Source organism: Roseococcus sp., from assembly GCF_965227005.1.
GTDB lineage: Bacteria > Pseudomonadota > Alphaproteobacteria > Acetobacterales > Acetobacteraceae > Roseococcus.
The window spans coordinates 289,256-305,511 of sequence record NZ_CBDDFJ010000037.1 but is presented as its reverse complement, the minus strand read 5'-3'; the positions used below and the strand labels follow the sequence as shown (position 1 = coordinate 305,511).

The window sequence follows — 16,256 nt, the reverse complement described above, 5'->3', positions numbered from 1 at the left end:
TTCAAGGCGGTGCGGCTCCGTCGGACCGGGCCGCCGCGACCAAGGCGGGGAGCTCCGGAAGGGTGTCGATACGCGCGAAGCCGTGCTCCGACGCCAGGGCCCGCATCCGGGTCTGAACGGTGGAATAGCGGTCCATGTAGATAAAGCGCAGGCCGGCGCCATGGGCGGCGCGCCAGTCGGCCTCGGCATCGCCCACGAAGATGACCTCTTCGGGCCGGATGCCGTCCAACTTGCTGGCCAGATCGGCCATCACGGTGCGGAGGTTCTCGTCCTTGGTGGCCGGCGATCCGAAGACGATGCGGAAGGGCGCCGCCTGCTCCCGTGCGGCCAGCACGCGGCGCAGCTCGGCCTGATCCGAACCGGACACGATATAGAGCGGCAGGGTCTCGGCCAGGGCGGTCACCACCGGCCACATGCCCTCGGTCGTGTCGCAGAGCGCGTAGCGCCCGCTCACCGCCTCGGAATACAGGGCGAGCAGATCGGCCTGCGTGACGGGCGGCCGGACGGCCAGCGGCCATTCCAGCAGCCGCTCGAAGAGCCGGTAGCGGGAGAGGCCGAAATTCTCCCGCTGGAAGGTGAGGAACTTCGCGATATCCGCCGCGTCGAAGCCCGCGGCGGTCAGTACCTCACCGAAGCATTCCGTCTTCAACCGGTTCGAATCCAACAGGACACCGTCACAGTCGAAGACGATGGCGCGCGCCGGCGCGCCATCCGTTGAACCCATCATCACGGGAAACCCTCAGTCCACCGCGCTCACAAGGGCATAGATCGAGGTCTGCGCCACCCGGTAGCGGGTGGGCGTCAGGCTCTCGAGACGCGTCGCGGGGCACTCCCGGGCGAAGAGGTCGAGCGCGAGCTCCACCTCGCGCGACAGTTCCTGCTCGGCGATCGTGGCGTGCTCGTAGCCGTCGAAGCCGGCCAGGTAGCAGCGGGGCACACCCAGTCCCTGAGCCGCGCCCAAGGCGAGGCCCAGCGGCCCCGTGTCGGAGACCGGACCGATGTGATCCTCTCCGTTGATGCCGAGCGCCGTCGCCTGGACGACGGGAACGCTCACGCCGGACGGAAGGCAGTTGGGCACCCGGGGAGGCTCGGGAACGACCAGGGCGGAGACGGTCCCCAGATGATCGCCGACGCCGGGGCGGAAGGCATCATGCCCCGGCAGGCAGAGGAACTGCCGCCCACCGATCCGCGCGCCGAGATCGAGGTTGCGGCCGCTGGAGAAGATGACGATCGGGTTTTCCTGCCGGACGAATTCGGCGATAGCCTCGACATGGCGGCGAACCGAGGGACCGCCGCCGACCAGCACCGCCGAAGCCGCGGCGAAACCGCTCTCCTTGATGGAGGGGTGCACCGACTGGTCGCTCTCCGCGCCGCTCTGGCGCTGGAGGGCCTGGATGATGGAATGAACCGAATAGCGGTTCTTCCCGATCCAGTTCATCACGTCCTTCTGCGGCAGGTTGTTCGCGCCGGAGAGCATATAGGGCAGGTTCGTGCCCCAGTCGTATTCCTTGCGCATCGCGTCGAAGGGAGCGACGACGCTGCTCAGCGCGGAATAGTCGAGCGGCGCATTGGCCTGCCCGGCGAGATGGATGAGCATGGTCTCCGTGCGCAGATTGCCCGCGCCGCGGCCCATGCCGGTGAAGGTTCCGTCCACCACATCCGCCCCGCCCTCGACGGCGGCCAGGGTATTGGCGAAGGCCAGGCACATGTTGTCATGCCCATGGAAGCCGATCGGCTTGCCCGGAAGCGCCGCGCGCAGTTCCTGGAAGAGCTTGCGCACGCTCGCCGGATTGCAGCCGCCGTAGCTGTCCACCAGGGCAAAGCTGTCATAGCAGTCGGACGCTTCGATGGCGGGGCGGATCTTCGCGACGTCGTCCTGGAAGGTCGACATATACATGATGTTGTAGCCGACCTTCAGGCCGGCGGCCTTCAGCGCCTTGGCCAGGGCGATGCCGTGTCCCAGCGCATTCGGCGACACCGTGATGCGCACCATGTCGACGAGGGCGATCACGGGCGCGAAGAGCGTCGCCATGCGCTCGGGCACGCAGTTCTTGCCGTCGATCATCACCACGAGCTTCTGGTCGGGGCGAAGCGCGGCGCGGACGGCCTTCAGGCGCTGCGGTGTCAGAAAATAGTATTCGCCATAATAACCTGGGCTCGGATCATTAATATATCCGATTTCAACGTGGTCGATCGGCAGTCTAGCAACGGCTCCAAGATAGGTCCGGACCAAATCGTCATCGAAATCCCAGTCTGTGTAATAGCCGCCATCCCTCAGCGTACAGTCTAACATTTGGACCATCGGTCAACCTCCTGAGAATGAAAGCGGCCACAACTCACAGCCTCAGTTTGACTTTGCCACAACCCCAATGAAAAGGGCAAGCGGCCGCCATGGCATTAAATTCCTATGAATATGCTTATCCCGGCGCACAAAGCCTTTGTCGCGAAAGTTTCTTACGACGCGCCGTGCTGAACGAGATGCTGCCAGAGGCGCGGCGCCAGGCCGGACTGAAGAATGGCGCGCAACGGCCCCTTGATGAGGGCCACCCGGATCTGCGACCCCGCATCGATCATGGGGGGCGTCTGGGTCACCTTGATCAGGGACAGCCGCACCAGGGCGATAAAGCATTGATGGGCGATCGTTACCACACCGATCAGATCGCCGAGGACCCAGACGTTCTCCAGCATGTTCTGCGCCTGGACGCACTCCCGAACGCCCTCCGTTGCGCCGATGAGCGATTCGGACGCGGCGGCGCTGTCGCCCAGCATGTGGCTCAGGATGCCGTGCATGAAGCCGCCGCAGATGAAGTTCAGGGCGCTCACCTTCGAGAACTTCACGAAGCGAGTGTGCTGGCTGGCCACCCCGAAGCATGTGTTGCTGGCCTGATAATCGCCCACGTAAAGCGCCAGATAGCCGCAGACCGTCGCCAGGGAGACGGTCCAACGGACGTGGCGCCAATCGGGCGCCTCGCCGGCGGCGGCGATGAGCTGCCTGCCTTCCTCGACCAATGGAAGCGCATGGTCGAGCAACCAGCGGATTCGCATCGGCTCCTGCTCCGCGACCTCGCGCGGGTCGCGGCCGAGCATGCGGTGCGCGAACACCGTCAAGGCTGCGGCGCGGACCAGGAAATTGCTTTCGAAGCGGACATAGGAGGCGCGCGCGGCCAGCTCGAGCACGCGGGGCTCGTTGATGCGGGAATAATTGAGCTGAACCCGCTCGAAGAACTTTTCCTCGCCGGACAGCGTCAGAGCCTCGAGCACTTCGCCGGAGGTGGTGACCTTGGCGCCCTCGAGCAGGTCCACCCCCTCGGCGGTCTGCAGGACGATGGCGAAGGTCGGCAGATCCAACAGCAGGCCAATGGGGACGCTCTTCTCGGCGACGATCTCCGAATCACTGGAGATCGGGAAGCGAAGATTGAGAATCTGGAACGCGCCAATGCTGAGGAAGCACACATGGCCAGCCAGGTTTTGGGGCGCATGGTGAATGCGCAGGACAAAATGCACAGTCTCGTCGCCACCTGAGTACGTGGAGACGAGCGAAATCTGCTGGCCGCTACTCATGTCCCGCCCTGCCTTCAATCCGTTGTTCTAAAGCACAACATTCCCACGAACCCGTATCCCGAAATTTCGATCGTCCCTCGGACGGCCAGCGTTCCCTCGAAGACCGATGCGCATTCGCGCAAACGCCACCCAAGTTCAGTCTGACTATCAAAGCAAGATAATGGCCGCGCGCAAACATTCCGCTAATTAATGCATGCTATTTCAAGCATCTATTGGTGGCAAGCCCCCAGCAAAAACGTCCAACATCCAAATCGGGGCCTGATATCGGCCGAACCAGGGCGCCGGCATGCATTCCACCCAGGCCAAGGCATGAGTTCCCATAACCTCCGCCGGCACATCTCAATCCTGGTGCCGCCTGAGCTGCGTTAAAGTAAGCTCGCGACAGCCCTCACATCCCCATCGCGCCCGCCCTGGATCGAGCTTGGCGATGTCCCTCTCCGATGATACCTGCGAAACGCGATAAGCCTAATGAACCGCCTGCTCAGGGGCGCTCCGATCATTGCCGGCCATGCGGAGCCTTGGAAGCAGGCGGCCGACATTTGCCGTCTATGATCGTTGCGTGAGGTGCAGCTTGTTGATTTTCATCAGAATGTCACCACTCCGCGCCGTCTGTCGTGCAGAACCTGCCGACCTGGCCGTAACCGGGCTTGCCTCTCGCTCCCCCCTTCCGGAACTTCGGACAAAGATCGGATTCTGACTGGAATGTCCTATATATTCGTCTGCTCCCCGACCTCCGGTACTGCTTCGATGCTTCGCATCATGCAGATCATCGGCGGATCAGGGCTGCGGTTGCGCGCCGCCAATGCTCCGCCGTCTCTTGAAAAGAAGGAGGGTTCGACCTTCCTGGATGCGCGCGCCAATATTCTTTACTGGTTCCGTGGGCCACGTCATTGGGATCCCATGATCGACCTTTCGGCCTTCCGGACGATCGGTCATTTCCGCGACCCCCGCGATCTCGCCTGCAATCAGTATTGGTGGGCCCTGCAGCACCCCAATACCATCGACACGCCGGAGGTGGCGGAAGCCAAGCGGCAGAAGACCGAGGCGATGGGCATCGACAAATACGCCCTCGGCCGGAACAACCGGGACAGCTACGGGATGCTCATGGGCCTGTCGCACGGCGCCATGGGCGATGTTATGACCTGGACGTCCTATACGCAGCTTTGCTGCGCGTTCGACTACATGGTGGACAATCTGTGCCATGCCTTCAACCGCGCGCCGTCGCAGGTCGCCGAGGAGCTCAGGCTCGAACGTCCGGAGAATCTCGGCGGCAATGCCGATTGGGTGAAGGTCGGCGGGACCTGGAAGGGCTCGGACGTCACGCCCGGACGTTTCCGCAACGATCTCACGCCCGAAACCGTGGCCGAGATCACCGCGAAGCACGCGGAAGAACTCGCCTTCTGCAAGATGCGGGACGCCTCCTTCCTCCGCCACCACTATCTGTAGAAGGCAACGGGCCGTCCGCGACTTAGCTTTGCGGGCGGCATCACCGCATTGCAATTCGCAACACTTCGCAATGGGTTCCGTCGCGTAGGATACCCCTTGTCGATCCGCAGGATGAAAGAAGCCGCCCTTGGACCGCTCATCGCCGCTGACGGCCCTCCAGCGCTTCGGCTTCGGCGCCGCGCCCGGTGAATTGCCGGCGGTCGGGCGGGACCCGCGGGCCTATCTGGCGCAGCAGCTCGCAACCGCGCGGGCCAGCACCGGGCAAGTCCCCGCTCGCCCGCCTTTGCCCGACACCGCCCAGGGCGTGACGCTCCTCGTCGACCGGCGGACCGCCCTGGCCGAGCGCAACGCCGCCGTCACGCGGGGCGAAACCGTCCCCGAGCCCTCCTTCGTGCGGCCCGGCGCCATCATCCTCCGCGAACTGTCCGCCGCGGCGGGCGAGGCCTCAGGCACCACCCATCCCTTGCTGGAACGCCTGGCCCTTTACTGGTCCGACCATTTCACGACGGCCGGCGCCTTCATCGGCTTTCTCGGCGGAGGCATGGAGCGCGATGCGATCCGGCCCAACATGCTCCGCCCCTTCGGCGAATTGCTGACGGCGACGACCCTGCATCCGGCCATGCTCTTCTATCTCGACAACCAGACGTCGCGAGGCCCGGACTCGCCTTCCGCCCGCGGTTCGCGGGGCCGCCGCGGCCTCAACGAGAACCTCGCGCGCGAGGTTCTCGAGCTGCACACCCTCGGTGCCGACGGCGGCTACTCGCAGGATGACGTCATAGCCCTGGCGCGTGTCCTCACGGGCTGGTCCGTCGATCTGGGCCAGCCGCCCGGCCGCCCCGAACGCGTGGGGTTCATCCCCGAATTCCACGAGCCCGGCCCGAAGACCATCCTGGGCAAGACCTATTCCGAGGACGGAGCGGGGCAGGCCCCGGCCGTGCTCAGGGACCTCGCGCTCCATCCCGCCACGGCCCGCAACGTCACGCGCCGCCTGGTGCGCCATTTCGTCGGCCACGGCTTCCCCGGCCTGGAGGCCCGCATGGCCGCCGCCTTCCAGCGCAGCGGCGGAGATCTCGAGGCCGTCACCCGCGCCCTGATCGCGGATGACCAGGCCTGGGGGCCGCCGCTCAAGGTCAGGCCGCCCGTGGAATTCGTCTTCTCCGCCGCCCGGCTGCTCGGCGGGCTGCCGCCGCAACCCTCGCTCGTGAACGCGCTCCGCGCGATGGGCCAGCCCTTCTGGGCCGCGCCCTCCCCCAAGGGATGGCCCAGCGAGAACGACGCCTGGGCCGCCCCCGATGCGATCAAGACGCGGCTCGACTGGGCCGCCGAGGTCGCCACGCGGGTCGGCGCCGGCGTAGATGCGCGCGGCCTGCTCGACGCCGCCTTCGGGCCGGCAGCCAGCGCCGAGACCCGCCAGGCGGTGGCGCGCGCCTCCGACGGCCGCCAGGCGCTCATCCTCCTCCTCATGTCTCCGGAGTTCCAAAGGCGATGACCCATCCCGTCATGCGCCGCGCCCTCCTGGGCGGGCTCGGCACCCTCTTCGCCTGGGGCTACGCGCCCCGTCTCTCGGCCGCGCCGGCGCGCGATCCCCGGCTGCTCGTGGTGATCCTGCGCGGCGGGCTGGACGGCATCGCCATGCTCCAGCCCGTGGGCGATCCCGCCTTCGCCGCCCTGCGCGGCGCGGAATCCGGTGAGGCCGTCGCGCTGGACGGGATGTTCGCCCTGCATGCCGGGATGCCGAAGCTCCTGGGCATGTTCCGCGCCGGCGAGGCGCTGGCGCTGCATGCCGCGCATACCCCCTACCGCGCCCGATCGCATTTCGACGGGCAGGACGTGCTGGAATCCGGCCTCCCTCGGGTGACGACCGGCCAGCGCAGCGGCTGGCTCAACCGCGCGCTCGAGGTCCTGCCGCGGGGCGAGCGCCTGCCGGCCCCCAAGGGCCTGGCCATCGCTCCCGTCGTGCCGATGATCATGCAGGGCCGCGCCCCGGTGGAGACCTGGCAGCCCCAGGCCTTCCGCTACGCCGACGACGAGCTGGTGGCGCGGCTGCTCGACCTCTACGAGGCGCGCGACCCGCGCCTGGCGGAGGCCCTGCGCGCGGGCGCGGGGCTCGATCACCTGATGCAGGAAGTGGCTCCCGGCGCGCCGAATCCGCGCGTGGCGGGCCGTCCGGATTTCGTGACCGAAGCCGCCGCGGCCGCGCGGATCATGGCGCAGCCCAACGGCCCGCGCGTCGCCGCGCTGGGCCTGAACGGCTGGGACACGCACTCCCAGCAGGGAACCGCCCGTGGCGGACTCTTCCAGCGCCTCGGCGCCTTGGACGACGCCCTTGCCGCGCTGCGCGACGGCCTGGGCCCGATCTGGGCGGAAACGGTGGTCGTGGTCGTGACGGAGTTCGGCCGCACCGCGCGGCTCAACGGAACCGGCGGCACGGATCACGGCATGGCGACGGCCGCGCTGCTTCTCGGCGGGCGGGTCAGAGGCGGGCGCGTGCTGGCCGACTGGCCGGGCCTCGCGCCGCAGGAGCTTTTCGAGAATCGCGACCTGCGTCCCACCACGGATCTGCGGTCCGCGCTGGCGGGACTCATGATCGATCATCTCGACCTGCCCTCGCGCGCCCTGCCGGATATCTTCCCCGACCAGACCCCCGTGCGACCGGTCCGGGGGCTGATCAAGCCGGCCTGAGGCGCGGGGCCTGAGGCGCGGTCTGCGCAGCCTCACCTCGTCGCGAGCAGGCGGCCCAACAGATGCGCATAGCCCTCGGCATCGTCCAGCGCGACATGGCTGTGCGGATGGCCGCCGAACCAGTCCTCGGGGAAGCGCTTGTCGGTGCAGGCCGCGTAGCCGAGGCCGCTGCGGCCCATCGCGAAGGAGCCCAGATCGAGGCCGCCCCCCACGAAAAGCCGCGCCTCGCTGCGCGGCGCCTGCAGCATGCGCAGGTCCAGGTAACGGCGCAGATACCAATCCACCCAGGCGCCATCGAAGATCATGGGATAGCCGGCGAAGACCGGCTGGCCCGCGAAGCTCCGCACCCAATCGGCATAGCGCCGCATCGCCTCGGCCGGCGGCAGGCGCCCTTCCAGCGTCGCGCGCCAGGCCGCCGGCTCGCTGGCCCACCAGGCCATGGTCCCCGGGTCGGCGACATGGCCTTCCACGGGCTGGAGATTCAGGGCGAGATGTCCCAGCCGCGCGCCCTGGGCATCGCAAGCCACGGCGGCGAGACTGATCATCGAATGGATGCCGGGGTCGGGACCATCGGTCTCGATGTCGGTGACGAAGAAGACCGGCTGCTCGTTCATCGGGGCCTCTAATCTGCGGTTCACGTCAGGGCTCGTCGATGGAGCGCGCGGCCGTGGGACGGGTTGGCCTGCACTCCCGTCCCGCGATCGCTCCGCCTCAGTAGTAGTGCGGCCGAAGGAAGTCGGGCTCCTTCGAGCGGCAGAAGGCCAGTTCCTCGGCGAATCGGCGGCCGGCCGCCTTGATCGTTTCGGGCTGAAGTTCGCGGCGGAATCGCCCGGGGCCGATGTCCGCGCCCTGCCAGACCGCGCCGACCTTGCTCCAATTGGCATTGCCGCCGAGGTTTTCCGGCCGCTCGACGATCAGCTTCTTCACGAAGTCGCGCGGCTCGCGCTCCAGCAGTGTGGCGAGGGAGAAGACGAGGTAGTCGAAGGCGCTGCACAGTTGCGTGTAGGAGGTCCAGACCGTGTTGCCGGCCTCGCGCACGGCGATGTCGCGATAGACCGCATAGAGATCGGCATAATTGGCGGCGAGGACGAAGGCATCGATCCCCGCGGCCTCGACCTTGCGGCGCTTCTCCTCCGCCACCTCCGGGGGATCGCGGTCGTTGGGATGCTGCAGGGCCCACCAGTACTGGTTACAGGCCAGATCCCGCGGATCCCTCACATGCGCGATCACCTGGCACTTTTCGAGCGGGATCGCGGGGTTCCAGTAGCGGGGTCCCTGGAACCAGTAGATCTGGTCGGAATCGGGGTCGATCGGCGTACCTTCAGCGGAACCCTTGGGGGTCGCGGGGGAATTTACGCGAAGAAATGGTCTGCCTTTGCCCACAGCATGAACGATTCGATCCAGAGAAGCTGTCCCGCTGGTGGGAGAGGTGAATACAATAACCGCCACGGCGATAACTCCATCGGCACAGGGAATCGAACGGATTTCAGCGAATTCGACACGGCTCAGGCGGCGGCATGTGAGTGTCTCGCTTGCGCATCGTCAAGGCCGCGGGCCGGGCGGCTGGTTCAACAGCCCCGGCTGCTGGCCAATGGGCGCGTGGCCACTTAAGTTGGCCGCGAGATCAATGGACCGAATCCTGGCCCGGAATGCGACGGAGCACCCGCCTTGAGTGGAATGATGGTTGCCCTGACGCCCGCCGCCGTGCGCTGGTCCTATCGCTGGCTTCTCGGCCGCGATCCCGAAAGCGACGCGGTCATCCAGAACTGGTGCAACGCGGGGCGGCTGTCGGACCTGCGCGAGGGCATCCTCTCCAGCCCGGAAATGGCCGAGCTGGCCTTCGCCGGCTTTCCCGAGACCGGGGGCTGGATCGATGCCAATCCCACCGTCGAAGCCGTCGAGATCCTCCTCGCTTTGCGGGACGGCGAGCTCCCCGGCGCGCCGGAGATGGAAGATTTCCACACCCGCTTCACCAGCCTGCGCAGCATGCGCCGCGTCCTGCTGGCGAGCCCGGGTATCGAGAAATCGCTCCCCCGGCCGGAAGGCCCACGCAGCCGCAAGCTGCGCTTCGCCGGCGCGGAGGTGACCCTGCGCGGCGACAGCCGCGACCCCGATTTCATCGCCGCCCCCGGCCTCGCGCCGCGCTACGCCGCCCTGTTGCAGGCCGCCTGGCCGGATGGCGGCGAAGGGCGGGTCATGATCGAGAGCGGCGCCGGCATCGGGGTGGTCACTCTAGGCCTGGCCGTCGGCGCGCCGCGCCACGGGGCGCTGGTCGCCTATGAGCCCTCCATCCGCAAGGAGGAGTTCCTGGCGGAAAACATCGCGGCGAATTCGCTGACCCTCGCCAGCTCCTATGCCGCGGCCATGGGTGACACCCGGCAGATGATGGCGCGCGAGGGCCTCGGCCGCCTGGACCTGCTGCGCCTCAGCGAGCCCGGCGCCGCCAGGATCGCGACGGAGATGGCGCCCTGGCTGCTGGAGCGCGGCACCATCACCGCGATCGGCTTTGATCTCGCCGACCTGCTAACGCAGGACGGAGCCGGCCCGCGCGGCGTGCTGGCCGCCTGCCTGGCGGCCTTCCCGCATATCGTCGCCTTCGGAGATCGGCACGAGCCGCATCTGCTGCTGGATTCGGTCAGCATGGATGCTGCCCTGCATCGCGTGCTGATGCGGCCGGACCGGCGGGACGAGTTCGTCCTCTGCCCCGATCTCGACTGGCTCGACCGCTTCCAGATCACCTGAGCGCCGGAGGCGCCTGCCGACGCTGGGAGAAAATTCCAATCGTCGCAACCTGGCGGGAGTGGTGGCATTCTCCTTGTGCCACCAGAAGGCTCCCCAAAGGGCTCAAGGCCGAGGCTGGAAAGAACACCGGCATCAGCGCGCGGATGCTGCTGCCTCAGGACGCGAGAAGCCAATCCATGAGCATTTTCTCCTCTATCCTCCATAAGATCTTCCCCTCCGCGACGGCGGCCTCCGCCGCGCCCGGAACGGCGCCGGCAGCCGCTCCGGCAGGCTCGACCGCCGCGCCGGCCGCCTCAGGCAGCCCCGCCCTGGCGCAGGGCGATGTGGAGGCGATCCTGACGGAGCTCGCCGCCAAGAAGGGCGGTGGCGGCAACTGGAAGACCTCCATCGTCGATCTGCTGAAGATGCTGGACCTGGATTCCAGCCTCACCGCCCGCAAGGAGCTGGCGCAGGAACTGAATGTCCATGCCGGCGAGCATGGCTCCGCCGAGCAGAACATCGCGCTGTCCGAGGCGGTCTGGCAGCAGCTCGCCCAGAACGGCGGCAAGGTTCCCGACAGCCTCAAGTCCTGAGGCGCAACTGGGCCGGACGGGCGCTCCCCGGCCGGCCCGAAGCTCTGGCCTGTTGTTCCCGAGCATCTTCACCCGATCAGGCAAAGCAGCCTGATCGGGGCCTGGTCTAGCGACGCGCCGCCTCGCCGCGCTGGTCCTCCAGCAGTTTCGCCAGCCTGGCGAGGCGACGATCGCCCGGGCGCCCCGCCGAGGCCTTGCGGTAGTGGAACGCGGCCAGGGCGCTGCGCCCATCGGCGGCTTCCAGTTCGCACAGGAGAATGTGCGCCCCGGCGTCCTCGGCATCGGTCTGCATCGCCTCGAGTAGCGCCGCCCGCGCGCCCTCGCGGTCGCCCTGCTCGAAGGCATGCCGCGCCCAGGCCGTCAGGATGCGGACATGGCCCGGCAATGCCGCCCTGGCGGCATCGGCGATGCCACCCGCCTCACTCCGGTCGGCGACCTGCATCAGCCGCAGATGCGCCGCCGCATCCGTCGGGTCGGCGGCGACGGCCGCCCGGGCGAGGTGCAGGGCCCGCGCCGCATCGCCCGTCCGGCCGATGACGGCGGAGGCCCGGCGAAGAAGGCCGGCATTGGTCGGAGCGATCGCCAGGGCCGCGTCGATTTCCGCGCGCGCGCCCGAGTTGTCGCCGGCCCATTGCAGGATCCCCGCCGCCTCGACGCGCTTGAGCACGTCGTCGCCCGCGAGATCGACCACGCGCCGGGCGAAGAGGCAGCCCATGGTGTGCCGTCCCAGTTCGACCGCGAGCCACCCCAGCGCGACCGCAGCGAAGACGGACAGGTCCCGCCGTTCGAAAGCGGCCTCGATCAAGGCGGCCGCGCCGGATTTGTCCTGGATCGCCGCGCGGTGCGAGGCGAGGAGGATAAGGATCTTCTCGTTGCCGGCGTCCCGCGCATGCGCCCTTTCGAGAGCCCCGGCCGCCAGATCGGGCCGAGCGGCGAATCTGGCTTCGCGAACCAGCATGGAAATGGCCTGCGGCTGATCGCCCGCCAGCGCCGCGGCGCGCTCCAGGGTCGCAATGCCGCCCGCCGCGTCGCCCTGCATGCGCTGCAGCGCGGCCCATCGCACGAAGAGGACGGCATCCCCGCCGCCTTCCGCCGCGCGGCGCGCGAGCTCGACGGCGCGCTCCGAGAGGCCCAGGCGCGCCGCCAGCTGGGATGCGTCGCTCAGCACGCCGGCCGAGAGCGGATCCTGGCTGAGCGCCAGCTGCAGCGTGGCGACGGCCCTGGAGGCCTCGCCCTGGGCGGCTTCCAGCGTCGCCAGATCGAGATAGGCGCGTGCGGGGTCGGCGGCCCCGTCCACCGCCTGGCGAAGGACGGCGGCGGCCAGCTCCGGCGCGCCGCCATCCGTGGCGGCGGCGGCCAGCCGCCCGCTTTGCGAGGGCGAAAGGCCACCAGCCGCCAGGAAGTCTGCGGCGATCGCGCTCAGCGCGGGGATGTCCTTGGCCATGCCATGCAGCTCGGCCAGGAAGATCCGGTGCTCCGGCTCGCCAGGCTCGGCCGCCGCGGCGGCTTCTGCCCGCGACCGCGCCTGGCCGAAATCGCCCCGCCGCGCGAGCAGCAGGCACAGCCGGCGCGGGAAAACGTCGCTTTCGGGAATGTCGCGGCAGGCGGCTTCCAGCGCCGCCTCCACGGCGGCCATGTCGCCCCGGGCCTCCAGGTAGCGGAGCCGGCGAACATGGTTCGCGACGGCCCCCGGCTCCAGGGCCACGGCGCGCTCCATGTCCCGCAGGGCCAGGTCATACTCGCCCGCCACGAAGGCCAGCTCCGCGCGACAGCGCAGAAGCGTCGGGTGGTCGGGCGTCGCGGCGAGCGCGGCCTCGACCGCGGCCCGCGCCTGGACCCTGTCGCCCGCGCTCTGGTGCATGCGGATGATCCGCATATGCCCCGCCACGTCGCCGGGCGCGAGGACGACCAGCGCCTCAGCGATCTGCGTGGCCCGTGCAAGGTCGCCCTGCCGCAATGCCAGGTTCGACAGCATCCGGAGCAACTGAGGGTCGCGCGGGATTCGCGCGACCGCGGCTTCGAGCACGGCTCGCGCGCCGGCATCGTCCTCTCGCGCCAGAAGCAGCGCGGCGAGCTGGAGATGGTTGCTCCTTTCGCCCGGAGCCAGGCGGATCGCCCGCTCGACCAGTTCGAGGGCGAGCGGAAGCTCATCCAGGCCGACGGCGAGATCGCCCATCGAGCGGAGCAGCTTCGACCGGACCGGCCGCGTCCCCACGGCCCGTTCGAGCGCCGCCTTCGCGCCCGCCGGCTGTCCCGCCTCGCGCAGGATGCCGCAGGCGAGAAGCGGATTCAGCGTGTCCGCCGGATCCTGGGCTTCGGCGCGGCCGAGCAGCGACAGGGCGGCCGGACCGTCGCCCAGGCGATGGTACAGGACGGCGAAGCGGCGGAGGAGGCCGGGCTTCAGGGCCGGTGCGGCGCCCCCGCCATCGAGCCCCTGAGCGAGCGCGTGACGGGCGGCTGCGTGGTCGCCCGCTTCCAAGGCGAGGCCGGCCACGTGCAGATGCATCGCAGGCTGAGCGGGCGCGGCGGCGAGGGCCTCCCCGGCCCGTTCGCGCGCCTCGGCCAGGTCGCCTCGCGCGCGGGCGAGGTCTGACAGCCGAAGCAGGAAGCCGGGATGGCCGCCATGACGCTCGCGCACGGCCTCGATCTCGGCGAGGGCCTCGTCCATCTTGCCCTGCCGCTCCAGCAGGCGCGAGAAGCGAAGCACCGGCGCCAGCTCGGCCGGATCGATCCCGCAGGCGCGCTCGGCGAGACGGCGCGCGCCCTCAGGATCGCCGTGCCGGCCCGCCAGCTCGGCGAGCTCCTGCAGGAGGGGCACGCAATCCGGCTCCTCCTCCAGCCCGTCCTCCAGCATATCGGCCGCCGACTGCTGGTCGCCCTGGCGTTCGAGCAGCGAGGCCAGCAGGATTCGCGGGCCGCTGAGCCAGGGCTTCTGGCGAAGGGCATCCTCCGCCGCGGCCTGGGCGGCGGCGATATCGCCCTCGCTCAGCGCCAGTTCCACGAAGGCGCGGAGGATCTGGATCTCGCCGGGATTCTTTTCCATCGCGCGCACGGCCGCGGCACGCGCGCCGACCGTGTCGTCGGCCTGCTGCATCATCTCGATGATGCGGCGCCAGGCGCGGATATCGCCCGGATTGACCGCGACGGCCTCCTCGATCACGGAGCGGGCCGCGCTGCGATTGCTGCTGCGGAGCGCGACGTCGCTCAGCAGCCGCAGCAGCCGCGAATCCTTCGGCGCGAAATCGAGCGCGCGCAGGATCACGACCTCCGCCTCGGCGATCGCGCCCTCGGAGAGCAGCCGTGCGGCCAGCTTCGCCGAACCCGCCGCATTGTTGGGAGCGATCTCCGTCGCCGGCGGAACCTTCGATGTCGACATCACGCGGCCCGTCCGGTCAGAGCCGCCGGCGCCTCGGCGGCGATCAGCGCCTCGATGCGCAGGCGCATCTCCGGCAGCGAGTCCACGAGATCGTCGGCCAGCAGGGACAAGGCTTCGGGCGACATGGCGCGCTCGACCTCGGCCTCGCCCCAGCCTTGCGTCTTCTTGGTGAGGCCATGCACGACGCCACGCGCCACGCGCCGCACCATCGCCCATTCCGCCGCGCGCCGCGCCAGCCGCTCGACCGTCTTCGGCTCGGCCTTCTCGGCGAATTCACCGGCCAGGCGCTCGGCCCCGGACTGAAGGGCGCGGTACAGGCCGTTCACGTAGAGCTTGTTGTTCGACAGGTAGAAGCGGGCGGCGCGATCGCGCAGGGACCGCCCCTCGATCTCCGCTTCGTCGGTGACGATGATGATCTCGGGCGCATCCGCGAGACTGCGGCGCGGCGCCTCCGCGGGGTCGGCGGGACTGGCCTCCGGCTTGGGCGGCGACGGTGGCGGCCGGACGGCGGAGGGGTCGCGCTCGCGGCGCGGCCTCTCGCTCTCCCGCGTCAGGTTCACCACGCGATCGGGGCGCTCATGGCGAGGCAGGAGGTTCGGACGCGTGGTCCGCGGCACGCCCAGATCCGAGATGAGATCCATCAGCTCTTCCGCGAGGCCGCGCTGGTAGTCCACCTCCGGCGGGGCGAAGGTCTGGATCAGCCTGGCCAGCCAGACGGGCATGCGCGCCGACACGATGGCGCCGAAATCCTTGAGCGCGATCAGACGCTGCGATCCGCCGTGATAGCGCAGGACCTCCCGATAGCCGTCCGCGCGGACGGGATAGTCGGCGGGGATCTCGATCACGACGCTGCAATGCTGCGCGGCGAAGGAAATGCCGAGCTCGGGCGCGAGGAGAAGCCAGTCCGCATCGGTCACCGCGGCATAGATCTCGCCGCGATGGACCACCGCCCCTGCGCCGGGGCCGGGGAAGACCGAGGGGTCGGCCTGAAGGCTCGGCGGCAGGAAGCCGTAATGGATGACGATGCCGCTGCGGGTCTCCACCGCTTCCGTCCGGAAGCCGGGCATGCCCGCCCAGTCCGGCCGGAACAGGCTGGGGCGGCCCGATTCCGTGAGATCGCCGGCGATCGTGACCTGGACCTTGGGGTGCAGGGTGTGGAAGCGCTCGCGCAGCTTCTGCTCCAGCCATCCGGGGGACGAGGCCGGGCTGCCCTGATAGGGGTCGGAGACCGTGTCCTGCCCGGCCTCGTTTCCGAGCAGGACAACCTCCGTCCAATCCGCCTGGAGGAGGGCGCCCTCCGCGTATTCGGCGGTGACGTCGAAGAGATCCTGCGACTCGCCGTCGGCGCCGGCGCGCTGGAGACGGCCGTAGATGCCGTCGCGCTGGCAGAGAACGACCTCGGTCACGCGGCCCTCATGGCAGGAGCGGTACCGCATCCCGTGCCGGTTCGAAGGCAAAGCGGCGACCTTCGCGCCCATCCCGAAATTCTGGTCGAGGCCGTTCATCTTGCGGATGGAGGAGGCGATGTCGCACATCCGGTGCAGGTCACGGGGAGAAAGGCCGGGACCGGTGTTCCAGAATCGGAGCTTGCGGATGCCTTCCACCAGCACGCTGTCCAGCCGCACCTGACCGCCCGCGGCGGCGGCGGCCTCGCAGGCGTTCATGAAGAGCTCGCGGACCATCATGCTCTTGGGGCAGCGCTCTATGAGGCTGTTCACCAGGAAGCGTTCGTCGCCGATGCTGAGCGCCGTTACGGCTTCGATGGTGTCCATGCAGGCAATCCTTCTGTCCTGGCCGAGGCCAACATCCCGTTACGGGGGAAACAACGGTTCATCTCAGCATTCAAACGAATTAATTCGTCGATTTTTAAGATTTTG

The 16,256-nt window shown here is 68.7% G+C and carries 12 protein-coding genes; 5 read left to right on the top strand and 7 right to left on the bottom strand.

Annotated features, from left to right (window positions below; all coding sequences use genetic code 11):
• Window position 1: 1 nt before the first annotated feature.
• From ACO057_RS21230 to ACO057_RS21220, 3 genes are all read right to left on the bottom strand, one after another.
• Complete coding sequence (locus ACO057_RS21230; RefSeq protein WP_421995225.1) at window positions 2-727, bottom strand: HAD family hydrolase; 726 nt, start codon at window positions 725-727, stop codon at window positions 2-4.
• Between the two features lie 12 nt (window positions 728-739).
• On the bottom strand, window positions 740-2,065 hold the full coding sequence (locus tag ACO057_RS21225) for a hypothetical protein (protein WP_421995223.1): 1,326 nt from the start codon (window positions 2,063-2,065) through the stop codon (window positions 740-742).
• 389 nt (window positions 2,066-2,454) lie between these two features.
• A complete protein-coding gene (locus ACO057_RS21220) occupies window positions 2,455-3,561 on the bottom strand; it encodes a hypothetical protein (RefSeq protein WP_421995221.1) in 1,107 nt (368 codons plus the stop codon).
• Window positions 3,562-4,308: 747 nt separating this feature from the next.
• On the opposite strand from ACO057_RS21220, the gene ACO057_RS21215 reads away from it, so the two are divergent.
• The 3 genes from ACO057_RS21215 (at window position 4,309) to ACO057_RS21205 (ending at window position 7,689) form a co-directional block, all read left to right on the top strand.
• Window positions 4,309-5,007: a hypothetical protein gene (locus ACO057_RS21215; protein WP_421995219.1), complete on the top strand. Its 699-nt coding sequence runs from the start codon at window positions 4,309-4,311 to the stop codon at window positions 5,005-5,007.
• Window positions 5,008-5,134: 127 nt separating this feature from the next.
• Window positions 5,135-6,496: a DUF1800 domain-containing protein gene (locus ACO057_RS21210; RefSeq protein ID WP_421995217.1), complete on the top strand. Its 1,362-nt coding sequence runs from the start codon at window positions 5,135-5,137 to the stop codon at window positions 6,494-6,496.
• Window positions 6,493-7,689, top strand: a complete 1,197-nt coding sequence (locus ACO057_RS21205) for a DUF1501 domain-containing protein (RefSeq protein WP_421995215.1) — start codon at window positions 6,493-6,495, stop codon at window positions 7,687-7,689. The genes ACO057_RS21210 and ACO057_RS21205 overlap by 4 nt, the downstream gene beginning before the upstream one ends.
• Before the next feature lie 32 nt (window positions 7,690-7,721).
• On the opposite strand, the gene ACO057_RS21200 is transcribed toward ACO057_RS21205, so the two are convergent.
• Window positions 7,722-8,303, bottom strand: coding sequence for a DNA polymerase III subunit epsilon (locus ACO057_RS21200; protein ID WP_421995213.1), 582 nt, complete (start codon window positions 8,301-8,303; stop codon window positions 7,722-7,724).
• A 97-nt stretch (window positions 8,304-8,400) separates the two neighbouring features.
• Window positions 8,401-8,907, bottom strand: coding sequence for a hypothetical protein (locus tag ACO057_RS21195; protein ID WP_421995211.1), 507 nt, complete (start codon window positions 8,905-8,907; stop codon window positions 8,401-8,403).
• Window positions 8,908-9,366: 459 nt separating this feature from the next.
• On the opposite strand from ACO057_RS21195, the gene ACO057_RS21190 reads away from it, so the two are divergent.
• Both ACO057_RS21190 and ACO057_RS21185 read left to right on the top strand, forming a co-directional pair.
• Window positions 9,367-10,431, top strand: a complete 1,065-nt coding sequence (locus ACO057_RS21190) for a hypothetical protein (protein ID WP_421995209.1) — start codon at window positions 9,367-9,369, stop codon at window positions 10,429-10,431.
• Between the two features lie 176 nt (window positions 10,432-10,607).
• Entirely contained in the window at window positions 10,608-11,003 is a 396-nt protein-coding gene (locus ACO057_RS21185; RefSeq protein WP_421995207.1) for a DUF3597 domain-containing protein, read from the top strand.
• 106 nt (window positions 11,004-11,109) lie between these two features.
• Here the strand turns inward: ACO057_RS21185 and ACO057_RS21180 are convergent, their stop codons facing one another.
• A complete protein-coding gene (locus tag ACO057_RS21180; RefSeq protein WP_421995205.1) occupies window positions 11,110-14,379 on the bottom strand; it encodes a tetratricopeptide repeat protein in 3,270 nt (1,089 codons plus the stop codon).
• The gene (locus ACO057_RS21175; protein WP_421995203.1) at window positions 14,379-16,151 is read right to left on the bottom strand and encodes an ATP-binding protein; all 1,773 of its coding nucleotides are present in this window, start codon (window positions 16,149-16,151) and stop codon (window positions 14,379-14,381) included. Before ACO057_RS21175 ends, ACO057_RS21180 begins: the two co-directional genes overlap by 1 nt.
• Between the last annotated feature and the right edge of the window lie 105 nt (window positions 16,152-16,256).